Here is a 13994-nt window from a genome sequence, read left to right on the forward strand (position 1 = left end):
ACGACTCCCGCGGGTAAGGACGACACCGGCTGGACCACGGCCCCTGCGGGTAAGAACGACGACACCGGCTGGACCACGACGCCTGCGGGTAAGGGAGACACGGGCTGGACCACGACTCCCGCGGGTAAGGACGACACCGGCTGGACCACGGCGCCCGCGGGCAAGTACGCGGACACCGGCTGGACCAGTGGCCAGCTGGGCGGGAACGGCGACACGGGTTGGACCGATGCGCCTGTGACGGTGTCCGCGTGACCCCCGACGATCGCGGTTTCCGCCGCGAGATGGCCTCCGCCTACCGTTCGGGCTGGCAATTCATCGACCTCGCCACGGCCATCCCCCGCCCTGGCGACTCGGTGATGGTCACCCTTTTCGGACAACCGATCGTCGTCGTGCGCGAGGAGGACGAGGACGTACGTGCCTACCGGTGCCTGCGTCGCCCGCGGGGCGCGCCGCAGCCCGTCCGCTGTGAGGTGCGCTACGGAATGGTCTTCGTCAATCTCGATCGGCGGGACCACCAGCTCTTTGAACCCGACATCACCACCGCCACCCCCCGCAGTGCCTGAAGCGATTCCCCCGCCGTTCCAGATCGCTCAGGCGCTACCCCCACACAACGGCGCCATCGTGGACCTGACCACGATGGCGCCGTTGTGATGTCCGCGTCCAGTGCCTGAACCGGACAAGATGAAGGATCAACGGATTACGCGCGCCCCATGGCCCGGTCCAAGGTGATCTCCATGACGACCCGGTCTGGATTGGGCGACGGCGTGCGCCCGTAGCGCTCCGCGTAGCGCGCCACTGCCTCGGCGACCGACGTTTCGTCCGTGCGGATCACCGCGCGGCCCTCCAGCGTGGCCCAGCGACGGCCTTCCATCTGGCAGACCGCGACCCGCGCGCCCGCGTGCGCGCCGCCCGGCCGCGCGGCCCGGCCCTCCTGCGCCTCCTGCACGCCCTGCGCCTCCTGCGCCGCCAGGATGTTGCGCACCTTCTTGCTGTGCCGGTTGCTGATCACCCGGGCCAGGCCGGCCTCCGGGTCGTACGTCACCCCCACCGGCACCACGTGGGGCGTGCCGTCGGGGCGCGGGGTGGTCAAGGTGCAGACGTGCCGCTCCCGCCAGAAGGCGAGGTACTCGGGCGTCGGGTTGAGTACGTCATGGGACATGGCCCGAAGGGTACGGGGGAACGCTGTTCTCCCGTGCCTTGAGTGGAATAGACTCAACTTTACATACGCTGACCCTGTCAGTGTTGTTGTGGGAGCTACCCCTCGGGGAGAGGAGAAGACGCAGTGGACGCCGAACTGACCAACAAGAGCCGGGACGCGCTGAACGCGGCCACCAGCAGGGCCGTCAAGGACGGTCATGCGGATCTGACCCCCGCGCACCTGCTGCTGGCCCTGCTCGTCGGCGAGGACAACGAGAACGTCATCGACCTGCTGGTCGCCACCGACGCCGACCAGGCCGCCGTCCGGGCCGGGGCCGAGCGGCTGCTCGCCGCCCTGCCCAGCGTCACCGGCTCCACCGTCGCGCCCCCGCAGCCCACCCGCGACCTGCTCGCCGTGCTCGCCGAGGCGGACGCGGAAGCCGGCAAGCTCGGCGACGACTACCTCTCCACCGAACACCTCCTCATCGCCGTCGCCGCCAAGGGCGGCGCGGCCGGCGAGGTCCTTTCCGCCCAGGGCGCGACGGCGAAGAAGCTGCTCGACGCCTTCGAGAATGCACGAGGAGGACGGCGGGTGACCACCCCCGATCCCGAGGGTCAGTACAAGGCCCTGGAGAAGTTCGGCACCGACTTCACGGCAGCCGCGCGTGAGGGCAAGCTCGACCCGGTCATCGGCCGCGACCACGAGATCCGGCGCGTCGTCCAGGTGCTCTCGCGCCGGACGAAGAACAACCCCGTGCTCATCGGCGAGCCCGGCGTCGGCAAGACCGCCGTCGTCGAGGGCCTGGCCCAGCGCATCGTCAAGGGCGACGTCCCCGAGTCCCTGAAGAACAAGCGCCTGGTCTCCCTGGACCTCGGCGCGATGGTCGCCGGCGCCAAGTACCGCGGCGAGTTCGAGGAGCGGCTGAAGACCGTACTGGCCGAGATCAAGTCGAGCGACGGCCAGATCATCACCTTCATCGACGAGCTGCACACGGTCGTCGGCGCCGGTGCCGGCGGCGACTCCGCCATGGACGCGGGCAACATGCTCAAGCCCATGCTGGCCCGCGGCGAGCTGCGGATGGTCGGCGCGACCACGCTCGACGAGTACCGCGAGCGCATCGAGAAGGACCCGGCGCTGGAGCGGCGCTTCCAGCAGGTACTGGTCGCCGAGCCGTCCGTCGAGGACACGATCGCGATCCTGCGCGGGCTCAAGGGCCGCTACGAGGCCCACCACAAGGTCGTCATCAACGACAGTGCGCTGGTGGCCGCCGCGACCCTCTCCGACCGTTACATCACCTCCCGCTTCCTCCCCGACAAGGCCATCGACCTCGTCGACGAGGCCGCGTCCCGGCTGCGCATGGAGATCGACTCCTCCCCGCTGGAGATCGACGAGCTCCAGCGCTCCGTGGACCGGCTGCGGATGGAGGAGCTGGCCCTGAAGAACGAGTCCGACCCGGCCTCGATCGAGCGCCTGGAGAAGATCCGCAAGGACCTCGCGGACCGGGAGGAGGAGCTGCGCGGGCTGACCGCCCGCTGGGAGAAGGAGAAGCAGTCCCTCAACCGGGTCGGCGAGCTCAAGGAGCGCCTGGACGACCTGCGCGGGCAGGCCGAGCGCGCCCAGCGCGACGGCGACTTCGATACCGCCTCCAAGCTGCTCTACGGGGAGATCCCGACCCTGGAGCGCGAGCTGGCGGAGGCCACCGAGGAGGAGGCGGAGGCCTCCAAGACCGGACACTCCAAGGACTCGATGGTCAAGGACGAGGTCGGCCCCGACGACATCGCCGACGTGGTGGGCGCCTGGACCGGCATCCCGGCCGGCCGCCTGCTGGAGGGCGAGACCCAGAAGCTGCTGCGCATGGAGGACGAGCTGGGCCGCCGCCTGATCGGCCAGGGCGAGGCCGTCCGGGCCGTCTCCGACGCCGTGCGCCGCACCCGGGCCGGCATCGCAGACCCGGACCGCCCGACCGGCTCCTTCCTCTTCCTCGGCCCGACGGGCGTGGGCAAGACGGAGCTGGCGAAGGCGCTCGCGGACTTCCTCTTCGACGACGAGCGGGCCATGGTCCGCATCGACATGTCGGAGTACGGCGAGAAGCACAGCGTGGCCCGTCTCGTCGGCGCCCCGCCCGGCTACGTCGGCTACGAGGAGGGCGGCCAGCTCACCGAGGCCGTCCGCCGCCGCCCGTACAGCGTGGTGCTCCTGGACGAGGTGGAGAAGGCCCATCCCGAGGTCTTCGACGTGCTGCTCCAGGTCCTGGACGACGGCCGGCTCACGGACGGCCAGGGTCGGACCGTGGACTTCCGCAACGCCATCCTGATCTTGACCTCGAACCTGGGCAGTCAGTTCCTGGTGGATCCGCTGACCCCGCCGGAGCAGAAGAAGCAGCAGGTCCTGGACGTGGTGCGGGCCTCCTTCAAGCCGGAGTTCCTCAACCGCCTGGACGACCTGGTGGTCTTCTCCGCACTGACCCAGGACGAGCTCGCGCACATCGCGCAGCTCCAGATCGACCGCCTGGCGCGGCGCCTGGCCGACCGCAGGCTGACCCTGGACGTCACGCCCGAGGCCCTGGCCTGGCTGGCTGAGAAGGGCAACGACCCGGCGTACGGCGCCCGGCCGCTGCGCCGGCTGATCCAGACGGCGATCGGGGACCGCCTGGCCAAGGAGATCCTCTCCGGCGAGGTCCGGGACGGCGACACCGTACGGGTCGACGTGGCGGGGGAGGACCTGCTGGTCGGCAAGGCCCTCTGAGCGTGGCGGCCGCCCCGGGACACGGCCGCCGCCCCGGGGCACGGCCGCCGTCTTGAGGACGCGGCCGGCCGCCCCCGGGGCACCGCCGACCGCCTCAGGACGCGTCGAAGCGGACCTTCGCGGTCGTGCCGACCTCCGGGGTGATCCGCATGCGCAGCCCGGCCGCCCGGCCGGGCTGCGGCGCGTCGTGGGCGAGGACGAAGCACCCCTCGCTCTCCGGGTCGTCGCACTTCGCGTTCCGCATGCCCGCCGGCGGGGCCATCCGGGCGAACTCCATGACCCGCGCGCAGTCGGCCGTCCCCCGGGGGCCGCCCCCGTCGCCCGGATCCTCCATGACCCGCCACAGCGCCCCGGCGCCCACGGCGACGCAGACGGCCAGCGACAGCCCCAGGACCGGCTTGAACGCAACGCGCACGGCGATCCGCCCCCCTTACTCGATTCTTACGCTTTCTGCCCGGAGCGGATCGTACGTGCGGGGCTGGACACGGGGTGGGCGCAATGGGGGAGGATGCAGGTATCCGCACGAAGGGAAAACACGGTGAGCATCGACCCGGCCTCGATTCCGAACTTCGGAGGGCAGCAGCCCGATCCGCAGGCCACAGGACCGGCGGGCCCCGTCGTCCCCGACCAGGATCTGGTCAAGCAGCTGCTGGAGCAGATGGAGCTCAAGTACGTCGTCGACGACGAGGGTGACCTCGCGGCGCCGTGGGAGGAGTTCCGCACGTACTTCATGTTCCGCGGCGAGGACGAGCAGCAGGTCTTCTCGGTGCGGACCTTCTACGACCGTCCGCACAAGATCGACGAGAAGCCGCAGCTTCTCGAGTCGATCGACGACTGGAACCGCCGCACCCTGTGGCCGAAGGTCTACAGCCACACCCACGACGACGGCTCGGTCCGCCTGATCGGTGAGGCGCAGATGCTGATCGGCACCGGCGTCAACCTGGAGCACTTCGTGTCCTCCACGGTCAGCTGGGTCCGCGCGTCCATCGAGTTCGACAAGTGGCTCGTCGAGCAGCTCGGCCTGGAGCAGGACATCGACTCCACCGACGGCGACGACGACAGCAACGGCGACGCGGACAGCTAGCCGTTACAGCGGCACACGGGCGATCAGCAGCAGGTAGAGCCCGTAGCCGTAGCCGAGCCCGGCCACCACCGCGGTCACCATGACCGCGGTGCCAGGCCGGGCTTTCGCCATGACGGCGGCCAGCGGCAGGAGCAGCGGGAAGGCCGGCAGCAGGAATCGCGGCTTGGACTCGAAGAATCCGGCCCCGCCGAAACCGATGACCAGCAGCACCGCGGTGTAAGTGAGCAGCGCCAGCGGGGTGCGGTCCAGGACCAGCAGCACCGCCAGCAGCCCGGCCGCGGCCAGCAGGACCACGGTCACGGTGGTGGCGAGCGGCACGGCTCCGCCGGTCAGCACCCGCTCGGCGGAGCGCAGTGCCCCGATGCCGAAGTCGAAGCGGGAGCCCCAGCCGCGCTGGACGGCGAAGTAGCCGCCGAGGGGATCGCTCACCTTCGCCCCGACGGCCAGGACGTACGCCGCCCAGCCCGCCGGCGCCACCAGCCCGGCCAGCCACACCTCGGGTGCCCGGAATCTTCGTACGAGGATCGCGTACAGGGCCGTGGCCGAGACGGCGGCCGCGACGGCCAGCCCGGTGGGCCGGGTCAGCCCGGCCAGTACGGCGAGGCCGGCGGCCCACAGCCAGCGGCCGCGCAGCAGGGCGTACAGCGTCCAGGCGGCGAAGGCGGTCAGCAGGGCCTCGGTGTAGGCGAGGGTGAGCACCACGGCGTGCGGCAGTGCCGCCCACAGCCCCACGAGCAGCAGCCCGGCGCGCGGCCCGATCACCTGCTCTCCGACCCGGTAGATCCCGAGGGCGGCCACGGCGGCGGAGACCCATGCGACGAGGAGGGCGGCGGGGACCATCCCGCCGGGCAGTATCTCGGAGACCAGCCGTATCAGGGTGGGGTAGAGCGGGAAGAAGGCGTAGTCGCTCTGGACGGGCCCGGTTCCGGTGGTGGCCTCGGGCCACATCAGGGTCCGCCCGTAGCCGTGGGCGGCGATCCGGAGGTACCAGTCCGAGTCCCAGGACCTGCCGAGCACCTTCAGCGGATCCCGCCCGGCCCACCAGGCCCCGAGGCCGAGCACCAGCACCCCGGCCCCGCGCACGGCGGCGAACACCCCGAGCGCGAGCACGGTGGTCGGCGCGGCCGACCGCACGGCCCGGACCGCGCGCATCTCCAGCGGCGACGCGGACACGGCCGCTCTGCCCGTTGCCATGAATCCCGACTCTCCAGCTCGCGGTGGTTCCGCTCACCCGGCGGTGAGGGCTTCGGGCACTTGCACGACGCACAGCTTCACACCGGCCCCACAACCCCGCAAGGACGCGGGGTGACGGACGTCGGAACGGCCCGTCCGAAAGGGACGGCCCACGGCCGGCGCAGCCGCTCGGCGGCCTCGCGCAGGACGTCCTGCACGGAGGCGGTGACGGGCGGGGAGCAGCTGTGCCGCGCGGCGCTGCCCGGTGCCCACCGCTGCCTTGGGGCGCTGCGCACCGGCCCGCTAAACCCTGGCACTCAGAACACAATCTGAGTACAGTCTGAGTATGAGCCTTGCTTACCTGGGAGCCGAACCCGAGTCGGTTTCGTTCACGGATCTGTCGAGAAACCCGAAGGCCGTAGCCGCCCGGGCCACCGTCCTCGGTGCTCTGCGTGTCACGCATCGGGACGCGCCCGACATGGTGCTGACGACAGCCGCGCACGCGGAACGCACCGAGGAGAACCTCACGACGGCGTCCCGGCTCTTCCTCGCGCTCATGAAGCACGATGACGGAGCCCGGTCGCTCCTGCTGGCGCTGCCCGAAGTCTTCCCGTGGGTGCGGCATCTGGACGACGGAGAGATGCGTGCGTTCACCGTGGAACTCCTGGAAGCGCTTTCCGATGCGGCGGAGCTGGGCGCGCGGGACGCCGTGCACCGCGCGCTCGTCTCCTGGAGGGCGACAGCTCGTATCAACGCGGATCCTGAGCAGCTCAAGGAAGCTCTGCGTCCGCTCGACGGGGACGACCTGGGCCCGGTCGAGGTGGGCGGGTGAGCCCGAAGAAGGGCGATCGTGTCAGCGTCCCACCCCTGAGCGGGTGGAACGTGGTCTTCGGGACCACGGAGGCCGTGACGGGGTGGGAGGAGCTGTGCCGCGCGGCGCTGCCCAGCGCCCACCGCTGCCTCGAGGCGCTGCGCACCGACCCGTTGTCGCGTGACAACTGGAACCGTCAGCACCAGCTGCGCGGGAGGCTCTCCACCAAGGATTGGAAGGGATCCGCGCTGGAGCAGTGGGAGTTCGAGGTCACGAGCGGCGGCCGGGTGCGCTACCCGGTCAGCCCCGAGACATCGACTGTCGTTCCGGTGTACGCGTCCACTCAGCACCCCGAGGAAACCGAGTAGCTCGTAGTTCCCGTGCGGGACGGGGCCGGTTGGAAGGCCGGCCCCGCGCCCGCACGTCCCCGTGGCCCGCTACTCAGCGAGCCAGTCGACCGAGGCGTTCCACCGCCTCCTGCAAAACCTCCGGCCGCTTGCAGAAGGCCCAGCGGACCTGGGTCCTGCCCGCGGCCTTGTCGTCGTAGAAGACCTGGTTCGGGACGGCGACCACGCCGCATCGTTCCGGGAGGGCGCGGCAGAAGGCGAGGCCGTCCTTCTCGCCGAGCGGGGTGATGTCCGTGGTGATGAAGTACGTGCCCTGCGGGCGGAAGACCTCGAAGCCGGCCGCCGCGAGGCCGTCGGCCAGGAGGTCGCGCTTGGCGGCCAGGTCGGCGCGGAAGTCGTCGTAGTAGCTGTCGGGCAGGGCGAGGGCCTCGGCGATCGCGTACTGGAAGGGGCCGGAGGAGACGTAGGTGAGGAACTGCTTCGCCGAACGCACCGCCGTGATCAGCTCCGCGGGCGCGGTGACCCAGCCGACCTTCCAGCCGGTGAACGAGTAGGTCTTTCCGGCGGAGGAAATGGTGACCGTGCGCCCGCGCATGCCCGGGAGGCTCGCCAGGGGGGTGTGGGCGCCCTCGAAGACCAGGTGCTCGTACACCTCGTCCGTGACGACCAGCAGGTCGCGCTCGATCGCCAGTTCGGCGATCGCCGTGAGCTCGGCCGGCGTCAGGACGGTGCCCGTCGGGTTGTGCGGGGTGTTCAGGAGCAGCAGGCGGGTGCGCGGGGTGACGGCGGCGCGCAGTTCGTCCAGGTCGAGGGCGAAGGCTCCGGCGTGCGGGCGCAGGGTGACGGGGACGCGTACCGCGCCGGCCATGGCGATGCAGGCCGCGTACGAGTCGTAGTACGGCTCCAGGGCGATGACCTCGTCGCCCGGTTCCAGGAGGGCGAGGAGGGAGGCGGCGATGGCTTCCGTGGCGCCCGCCGTGACGAGGACCTCGGTGTCGGGGTCGTGGTCGAGCCCGTAGAAGCGGTGCTGGTGCGCGGCGATCGCGGTGCGCAGCTCCGGGACGCCCGGGCCCGGTGGGTACTGGTTGCCGAGTCCCGTGAGGACCGCGCGGGAGGCAGCCTCGGCGATCTGCGCCGGGCCGTCGGTGTCGGGGAAACCCTGGCCGAGGTTGATCGAACCGGTGCGCGCGGCCAGCGCCGACATCTCCGCGAAGATCGTCGTGCCGAAGGCCGCCAGGCGGCGGTTCAGGAAGGGGCGGTCGCTGCCCACGGGTGTGCTCATGGTCGTCATCCTGAGGGCAACCTCTGGACTTCCTCAAGTGTGCTTTGGGTCGCGCGGCCCGGGGGCATTCCCCCTTCACGCGGGACGCGGGGATCCCGCTCCCCCGGGACGACCGGGGTGTGAGAGAGGTGGCGAACATGGGGTTCGTCTTGGTTGTGATCCTGCTCTTCGTCGCGGCGTACTTCCTGACCAAGCTGGTCCGCTCGTCCGCGGGGCGGGGCCCGTCCACGAGGCGGGGCTCGTACCGGCGGCGTCGCGTGCACGGCCACAGCAGCTGGTGGACGGGTGACGGCGGTTCTTCGGGGGGCGGCTGCGGATCCTCCTCGTCGTGCGGGGGATCGTCCTCCTCGTGCGGCGGGGGTGGCGGGTGCGGTGGCGGTTCCAGCTGACACGGGGGCAGCTCCAGCCGGCACGGGGGCAGTGCGAGGCTTCGGCCCGGCACGTGCGAAACACCTGCGCGACGTCGCGTGGACGAGGGCGTTCGGCGGTCCGACTACCGCCCGGCGCCCTCTTGTTCGCCGATGCATGACGACGCGCGGGACGCAACTTCTTGAACACGTGAACTGCGGAGCCCCCGGGGGGATGTAAACCCCGTCAAGTTGGGTAAAAACGCTGTGAGTGCCGTGCCTTTCATGATTCCCTCGGTTGAGTAGACCAGTCCTCGGACCTCCCGGGACTTCCTGTGGACCCGTGCCGGTGTCCCCCCACCCGTGCTTGCTACCGCTGGCGGGCCCCGGCCCATCTCCCTCGCGCGTTTGCGGAGCCGACTCATGCTCACGACCCTCCAGACCTCATACACCGACACGCGTGCCGCCGATCTCGCCTGGGCGCTGGGTCGGGACCGGTTGCCCGCCCTGGCCGTACTGAACCTCGAACTTTCGGGGGCGAAGGTGGAGTTGCGCCTGCTCGGGGCGTCCCACCAGGTGCTCCTGGAGGAGGGGGAGGTGCTCTGCTCGGAGACCGTCGCCTGTATGCCCGGCAGTAGTACGCCGCTGCCGCTCGGCGTGGCCAAGCGGGTGGGCGACTGGGAGTACGAGTTCGCCGCGCGGGTCGAAACCCTCTCCCGAGGCTCCTTCGCCGGGCGGGCACAGGAGTTGCTCGCACTGGTGGCGGACCACCCGAACGGACTAGCGGGGACCTTTCCCGGAAGTCCGTACGCCTTCACCGCCATGCTCGCGCAGCGCTACGAGGGCCAGGTGCTCTGGCGGACCTGGCACGCGTACCCGCAGGAGGGGCAGCTGGTGGCCACCCGGACGCGGGTGGGCATGCGGATCGGGGCGCCCGCGGCGACGGCTCTGGAATCGCCCGCGCTGACCTAGCGGGTGCCGGGGCGCGATTATCCCGCCACGGTTACGCCAACTGGCCGGATCAGTACGCCACTTACACCCATGTGGGTGACCGGATGTGGGTGAGTGGTGACGTACGGTTCGCTGCATGATCGACCGTTCCGTCCCGCGCCGGGTGCTCCCGGCTCCGGATCCCCGGGGCGCCGCGACCGCCCAGGCGGCCCTGCCCGTACGGCCCCGGACCGGCCGACTCCTCGTCCTGGCCACCGTGTTCGTCTGCGCCGCCTGCGGGCTCGTGTACGAGCTGGAGCTGCTCGCCCTCGGCACCTACCTCGTCGGCGACTCCGTCACCCAGGCGTCGGTCGTGCTGTCCGTCATGGTCTTCGCCATGGGCGTCGGCTCCCTGCTCGCCAAGCGCTTCCGCCACCGGCCCGCTTTCGGATTCGGCGCCATCGAGGCCGGGCTGGCTCTCCTCGGCGGGCTGTCGGCCATAGCGCTGTACGCGAGCTTCGCCTGGCTGGGGGAGTCCCGCCCCGCGCTCGTCGCCTTCTCCTTCGCCATCGGGGTGCTCATCGGCGCGGAGATCCCGCTGCTGATGGTCCTCATCCAGCGCATCCGCAGACAGGACGCGGGCGGCGCCGTCGCCGACCTGTTCGCCGCCGACTACGTGGGCGCACTCGTCGGCGGCCTCGCCTTCCCCTTCCTGCTGCTCCCGGTGCTCGGTCAGCTCACCGGTGCCATGGTCACCGGCACCGTCAACGTGATCGTCGGCGGCGGGCTGGTCCTGTGGCTGTTCCGCCGGGACCTGAGCCGGCGCTGCCGCTGGCTGCTGATCGGCGCGAACGTGACCGTACTGGCCGTGCTCGCCGCCGCGACCGTCCTCGCCGACGACTTCGAGCGGACCGCCCGGCGCGCCGTCTACGGCGGGGAGGTGCGGGTCGCCGTCCAGACCGGGGTGCAGGAGCTGGTGCTCACCGGGCCGCAGACGGGTTCCCCGCGCTCCCTCGACCTCTACCTGGACGGGCGGCTGCGGGTCAGCGGCTACGACGAATACCGCTACCACGAGGCCCTGGTCCACCCCGCGATGACCGGCCCGCACGCCCGCGTCCTGGTCCTCGGCGGCGGCGACGGGCTCGCCGCGCGCGAGGTGCTCCGCTACCGGGACGTCTCCTCCGTCACCGTCGTCGAAATCGACCCCGGCGTGGTCCGCCTCGCCCGCACCGATCCGATGCTCTCCGCGCTCAACGCCCGGGTCTACGAGGACCCGCGGCTCGCCGTCGTCACGCAGGACGCCTTCCGCTGGCTGCGGGGGCCGGCCGCCGACGACCGCTTCGACGTCATCGTCTCCGACCTCCCCGACCCGGGCATCACTCCCAGTACGAAGCTGTACTCGCAGGAGTTCTACGGGCTGGCCGCGCGGGCCCTGCGCCCCGGGGGCCGCATCGCCGTGCACGCCGGACCGCTGGCCACGCGCCCGCGCTCGTACTGGACCGTCGACTCCACCCTCCGCGCGGCCGGACTGCGCACCGCGCCCTACAGCGCGGGCGGCCGCCTCACGGGCTTCGCCGCCGGACCCGACCGCACCCCCCACGGCGCGACCGACGCACCACCGCAGGACTGGGGTTTCGTCCTGGCCGCCAAGGACCAGGACCCGCCCCTGCGGGTGGACCGCGACACGCCCGCGCTGCGCTCGCTGTCGACCCGCTCCCTGCAGGACGCCGCACGCGACGCGGAACGCACCCGGGTGCCCGGATTGCCGCCGTCGACGCTGCCGCACCCGCGGTATTCGTGACCCGGTGCGGGTCTCGTCGGTAGGCTCGACCACATGGAGCATCAGGTGTTCGTTCCGGTACCGGCAGACCATCTCCGCGCCGTGCTGCGCGACCCCGCCCGGGTGGCCCGGTGTGTGCCGGGACTCCAGCAGGACGCCGACACCGATGCCGGGCCGGTCTCCGGCCGGCTGAAGGTCCGGGTCGGCGGGAGCACCGTGACCTACCGGGGCGCCCTGACCGTCACCGAGGGCGACCCCGGGCACTTCGCCTTCGCGGGCGAGGGCACCGAGGCCAGGGGCAGCGGGACCGTGAAGTTCGCCCTCGACCTGCGGCTGACCCCGGTCCCGGACGGGACCCGGCTGGACTTCAGCACCGAGGCCACCGCCGACGGGCGCGCCGCAGGCTTCCCGCCCGAGGCCGCGGCCACCGCCGTGCGGCGGCTGCTGGACCGGGCCGCCGGCCTGCTGGCCCTCGGCTCCGCGCCCGACGCCGTGGGCGACCCGGTGGCCGAAGCCGAGGAAGCGGAGGGAGGAGCGGGGCCCGGGTTCGTCGAGGACGCCAGCACCGAGGTCACCGCCTCCCTCTTTGAGACCGACGTACCGCCATCGTCCCTGGACCCCTTCCTAGCCGGCCGGTTCGAGGGCTCCGACGGAGCCCCGCGGCCCCCGGCCGAAGCCGCCCACGCCCGCCGCACCATGATCGGCCGCAGTGCGGAGGAGGTGGACCACGCACCGCCGCGCGGCCGGTACGCCCCGGTCCCCGCGCCCGCTTCCGCCGGCGCCGGCGACAGCCTGCGCTGGATCGCCCCGGCCGCCGCCTTCGCGCTCGCCTCGGCCGTGGTCATCGGCCGAGCCCTGCGGCGCCGTCGCTGATCAGCGGGTCCCGGTCGCATTAGGGTCGACCGCATGAGTACGCAACTGAGCGCCGGCGGCGCCGAGGTGACGGTCGACCAGCAGAACGGCTGCCGGATCAGCAGCCTGCGCATCGACGGAACGGAACTGCTGCGCCAGGGGCCGAGGTTCGGGGCCTTCCCGATGGTCCCCTGGTGCGGCAGGACGGCGAACGGGCAGTTCCGCGACGGCGCGAACGTCCATCAGATGCCGCTCAACCACCCGCCGCACGCGCTGCACGGCTTCGGTCGCGATTCGCCCTGGCGCCCGGCCGGGGCCACCGCCACCGAGGCCGCCTTCGCCTACGACCTCGCCGACCCGTGGCCGTACCCCGGCCGGGTGACCCAGGTCGTCACGCTCACCGAGGACTCGCTGACCCTCACCATGGGCGTCGAGACGTACGGGGACTCCTTCCCGGCCCAGGTCGGCTGGCACCCCTGGTTCCTGCGCAACCTGGGGGCCGGAGGCCCGGACGCGGAAGTCTCCTTCGAGCCCGCGTGGCAGGAGGAGCGCGGCGCCGACCACATCCCGACCGGCAACCGCATCGACCCGAAGCCCCGCCCCTGGGACGACTGCTTCGGCATGCCGCACGGCGTCGACGTCACCCTCACCTGGCCCGGCGCCCTCGCACTGCGGGTCACCAGTCGCGCCGAATGGGTGGTCATCTACGACGAGGAGCCCGAGGCCGTCTGCGTGGAGCCCCAGTCGGGTCCGCCGAACGGGCTGAACACCCTCCCGCGCCTGGTCACCCCGGTGGATCCGTTGGAAGTCTCCACCACCTGGACGTGGCGCCGACTCGGCTAGGCCGTCTTCTCGGCCCCCTCTAAGCTCAGGGGCATGAGTGACGTACGCGATGCGCTTCTGCAGCAGATCAAGGACAAGGCCGTCGTGCACGGCAAGGTGACCCTCTCCTCCGGCCTCGAGGCCGACTACTACATCGACCTCCGCCGGATCACCCTCGACGGCGAGGCGGCCCCGCTGGTCGGCCAGGTCATGCTCGACCTCACGGCCGACCTCGACTTCGACTGCGTCGGCGGCCTGACCCTGGGCGCCGACCCGGTCGCGACCTCGATGCTGCACGCCTCCGCGGCGCGCGGCGAGCGCCTGGACGCCTTCGTCGTCCGCAAGGCGCAGAAGGCCCACGGCATGCAGCGCCGCATCGAGGGCACCGACGTGAAGGGCAAGCGCTGCCTGGTGGTCGAGGACACCTCGACCACCGGCGGGTCCCCGCTGACCGCCGTCGAGGCGGTCCGCGAGGCCGGCGGCGAGGTCGTCGCCGTCGCCACGATCGTCGACCGCGGTGCGGCCGGTGCGATCGCCGCAGCGGGCCTGCCCTACCTCACCGGATACCTCCTCGAGGACCTCGGCCTCGCCTAGAAGACTCGTGAAGATCTTGTTGGAGGGCCGTCCGGCCGTAGGCCGGGAGGCCCTCTCGCTTATGCGGTGGCCGTGGTGAGCGTCCAGGT

At 71.8% G+C, this 13994-nt stretch carries 15 protein-coding genes; 11 read left to right on the forward strand and 4 right to left on the reverse strand.

Annotated elements, in window-relative coordinates; translation table 11 throughout:
• Together ACIQK6_RS40160 and ACIQK6_RS40165 are read left to right on the forward strand one after the other, a co-directional pair.
• A partial coding sequence (locus ACIQK6_RS40160; RefSeq protein WP_402697352.1) for a hypothetical protein occupies positions 1–252 on the forward strand: 252 nt, incomplete at its 5' end.
• A 29-nt stretch (positions 253–281) separates the two neighbouring features.
• Entirely contained in the window at positions 282–563 is a 282-nt protein-coding gene (locus tag ACIQK6_RS40165; RefSeq protein WP_329107757.1) for a (2Fe-2S)-binding protein, read from the forward strand.
• Between the two features lie 134 nt (positions 564–697).
• On the opposite strand, the gene ACIQK6_RS40170 is transcribed toward ACIQK6_RS40165, so the two are convergent.
• Positions 698–1159: a pyridoxamine 5'-phosphate oxidase family protein gene (locus tag ACIQK6_RS40170; protein WP_329099962.1), complete on the reverse strand. Its 462-nt coding sequence runs from the start codon at positions 1157–1159 to the stop codon at positions 698–700.
• Positions 1160–1282: 123 nt separating this feature from the next.
• On the opposite strand from ACIQK6_RS40170, the gene clpB reads away from it, so the two are divergent.
• Positions 1283–3883 (forward strand): ATP-dependent chaperone ClpB, encoded by a 2601-nt coding sequence (clpB, locus tag ACIQK6_RS40175; RefSeq protein WP_329099961.1) that lies wholly within the window; start codon positions 1283–1285, stop codon positions 3881–3883.
• Positions 3884–3977: 94 nt separating this feature from the next.
• Here the strand turns inward: clpB and ACIQK6_RS40180 are convergent, their stop codons facing one another.
• A complete protein-coding gene (locus tag ACIQK6_RS40180) occupies positions 3978–4298 on the reverse strand; it encodes a hypothetical protein (RefSeq protein WP_402697355.1) in 321 nt (106 codons plus the stop codon).
• Between the two features lie 123 nt (positions 4299–4421).
• On the opposite strand from ACIQK6_RS40180, the gene ACIQK6_RS40185 reads away from it, so the two are divergent.
• Positions 4422–4967, forward strand: coding sequence for a YbjN domain-containing protein (locus ACIQK6_RS40185; protein WP_266594553.1), 546 nt, complete (start codon positions 4422–4424; stop codon positions 4965–4967).
• A gap of 3 nt (positions 4968–4970) precedes the next feature.
• Here ACIQK6_RS40185 and ACIQK6_RS40190 read toward each other — a convergent pair whose 3' ends face one another.
• A complete protein-coding gene (locus tag ACIQK6_RS40190; protein ID WP_402697357.1) occupies positions 4971–6161 on the reverse strand; it encodes a glycosyltransferase family 39 protein in 1191 nt (396 codons plus the stop codon).
• Positions 6162–6486: 325 nt separating this feature from the next.
• On the opposite strand from ACIQK6_RS40190, the gene ACIQK6_RS40195 reads away from it, so the two are divergent.
• Together ACIQK6_RS40195 and ACIQK6_RS40200 are read left to right on the forward strand one after the other, a co-directional pair.
• Positions 6487–6972 (forward strand): prevent-host-death family protein, encoded by a 486-nt coding sequence (locus ACIQK6_RS40195; RefSeq protein ID WP_329099958.1) that lies wholly within the window; start codon positions 6487–6489, stop codon positions 6970–6972.
• Positions 6969–7319 carry a hypothetical protein gene (locus ACIQK6_RS40200; protein ID WP_402697359.1) on the forward strand — a complete coding sequence of 117 codons (351 nt, stop codon included), beginning with the start codon at positions 6969–6971 and terminating at the stop codon, positions 7317–7319. The genes ACIQK6_RS40195 and ACIQK6_RS40200 overlap by 4 nt, the downstream gene beginning before the upstream one ends.
• Before the next feature lie 73 nt (positions 7320–7392).
• On the opposite strand, the gene ACIQK6_RS40205 is transcribed toward ACIQK6_RS40200, so the two are convergent.
• Positions 7393–8589 (reverse strand): pyridoxal phosphate-dependent aminotransferase, encoded by a 1197-nt coding sequence (locus ACIQK6_RS40205; protein WP_329099956.1) that lies wholly within the window; start codon positions 8587–8589, stop codon positions 7393–7395.
• Between the two features lie 761 nt (positions 8590–9350).
• On the opposite strand from ACIQK6_RS40205, the gene ACIQK6_RS40210 reads away from it, so the two are divergent.
• The 5 genes from ACIQK6_RS40210 to pyrE all read left to right on the forward strand — a co-directional run bounded on the left by ACIQK6_RS40210 (position 9351) and on the right by pyrE (position 13905).
• Entirely contained in the window at positions 9351–9899 is a 549-nt protein-coding gene (locus tag ACIQK6_RS40210) for a DUF2617 family protein (RefSeq protein WP_329099955.1), read from the forward strand.
• 115 nt (positions 9900–10014) lie between these two features.
• Positions 10015–11658 carry a polyamine aminopropyltransferase gene (locus ACIQK6_RS40215; RefSeq protein ID WP_329099954.1) on the forward strand — a complete coding sequence of 548 codons (1644 nt, stop codon included), beginning with the start codon at positions 10015–10017 and terminating at the stop codon, positions 11656–11658.
• 33 nt (positions 11659–11691) lie between these two features.
• Entirely contained in the window at positions 11692–12510 is an 819-nt protein-coding gene (locus tag ACIQK6_RS40220) for an SRPBCC family protein (RefSeq protein ID WP_329099951.1), read from the forward strand.
• Positions 12511–12543: 33 nt separating this feature from the next.
• Complete coding sequence (locus ACIQK6_RS40225) at positions 12544–13332, forward strand: aldose 1-epimerase (protein ID WP_402697364.1); 789 nt, start codon at positions 12544–12546, stop codon at positions 13330–13332.
• Positions 13333–13365: 33 nt separating this feature from the next.
• Positions 13366–13905: an orotate phosphoribosyltransferase gene (gene pyrE / locus ACIQK6_RS40230; RefSeq protein ID WP_329099949.1), complete on the forward strand. Its 540-nt coding sequence runs from the start codon at positions 13366–13368 to the stop codon at positions 13903–13905.
• Positions 13906–13994 lie beyond the last annotated feature (89 nt).

The organism is Streptomyces sp. NPDC091682, assembly GCF_044756625.1.
Lineage (GTDB): Bacteria > Actinomycetota > Actinomycetes > Streptomycetales > Streptomycetaceae > Streptomyces.

What these genes read in the sequence shown, in the direction of transcription:
- pyrE (WP_329099949.1), top strand. Translation starts at nt 13,366, where the DNA reads ATGAGTGACGTACGCGATGCGCTTCTGCAGCAGATCAAGGACAAGGCC.
- ACIQK6_RS40225 (WP_402697364.1), top strand. Translation starts at nt 12,544, where the DNA reads ATGAGTACGCAACTGAGCGCCGGCGGCGCCGAGGTGACGGTCGACCAG.
- ACIQK6_RS40195 (WP_329099958.1), top strand. Translation starts at nt 6,487, where the DNA reads ATGAGCCTTGCTTACCTGGGAGCCGAACCCGAGTCGGTTTCGTTCACG.
- ACIQK6_RS40205 (WP_329099956.1), bottom strand. Translation starts at nt 8,589, where the DNA reads ATGACGACCATGAGCACACCCGTGGGCAGCGACCGCCCCTTCCTGAAC.
- ACIQK6_RS40215 (WP_329099954.1), top strand. Translation starts at nt 10,015, where the DNA reads ATGATCGACCGTTCCGTCCCGCGCCGGGTGCTCCCGGCTCCGGATCCC.
- ACIQK6_RS40220 (WP_329099951.1), top strand. Translation starts at nt 11,692, where the DNA reads ATGGAGCATCAGGTGTTCGTTCCGGTACCGGCAGACCATCTCCGCGCC.
- ACIQK6_RS40170 (WP_329099962.1), bottom strand. Translation starts at nt 1,159, where the DNA reads ATGTCCCATGACGTACTCAACCCGACGCCCGAGTACCTCGCCTTCTGG.
- ACIQK6_RS40190 (WP_402697357.1), bottom strand. Translation starts at nt 6,161, where the DNA reads ATGGCAACGGGCAGAGCGGCCGTGTCCGCGTCGCCGCTGGAGATGCGC.
- ACIQK6_RS40165 (WP_329107757.1), top strand. Translation starts at nt 282, where the DNA reads ATGGCCTCCGCCTACCGTTCGGGCTGGCAATTCATCGACCTCGCCACG.
- ACIQK6_RS40210 (WP_329099955.1), top strand. Translation starts at nt 9,351, where the DNA reads ATGCTCACGACCCTCCAGACCTCATACACCGACACGCGTGCCGCCGAT.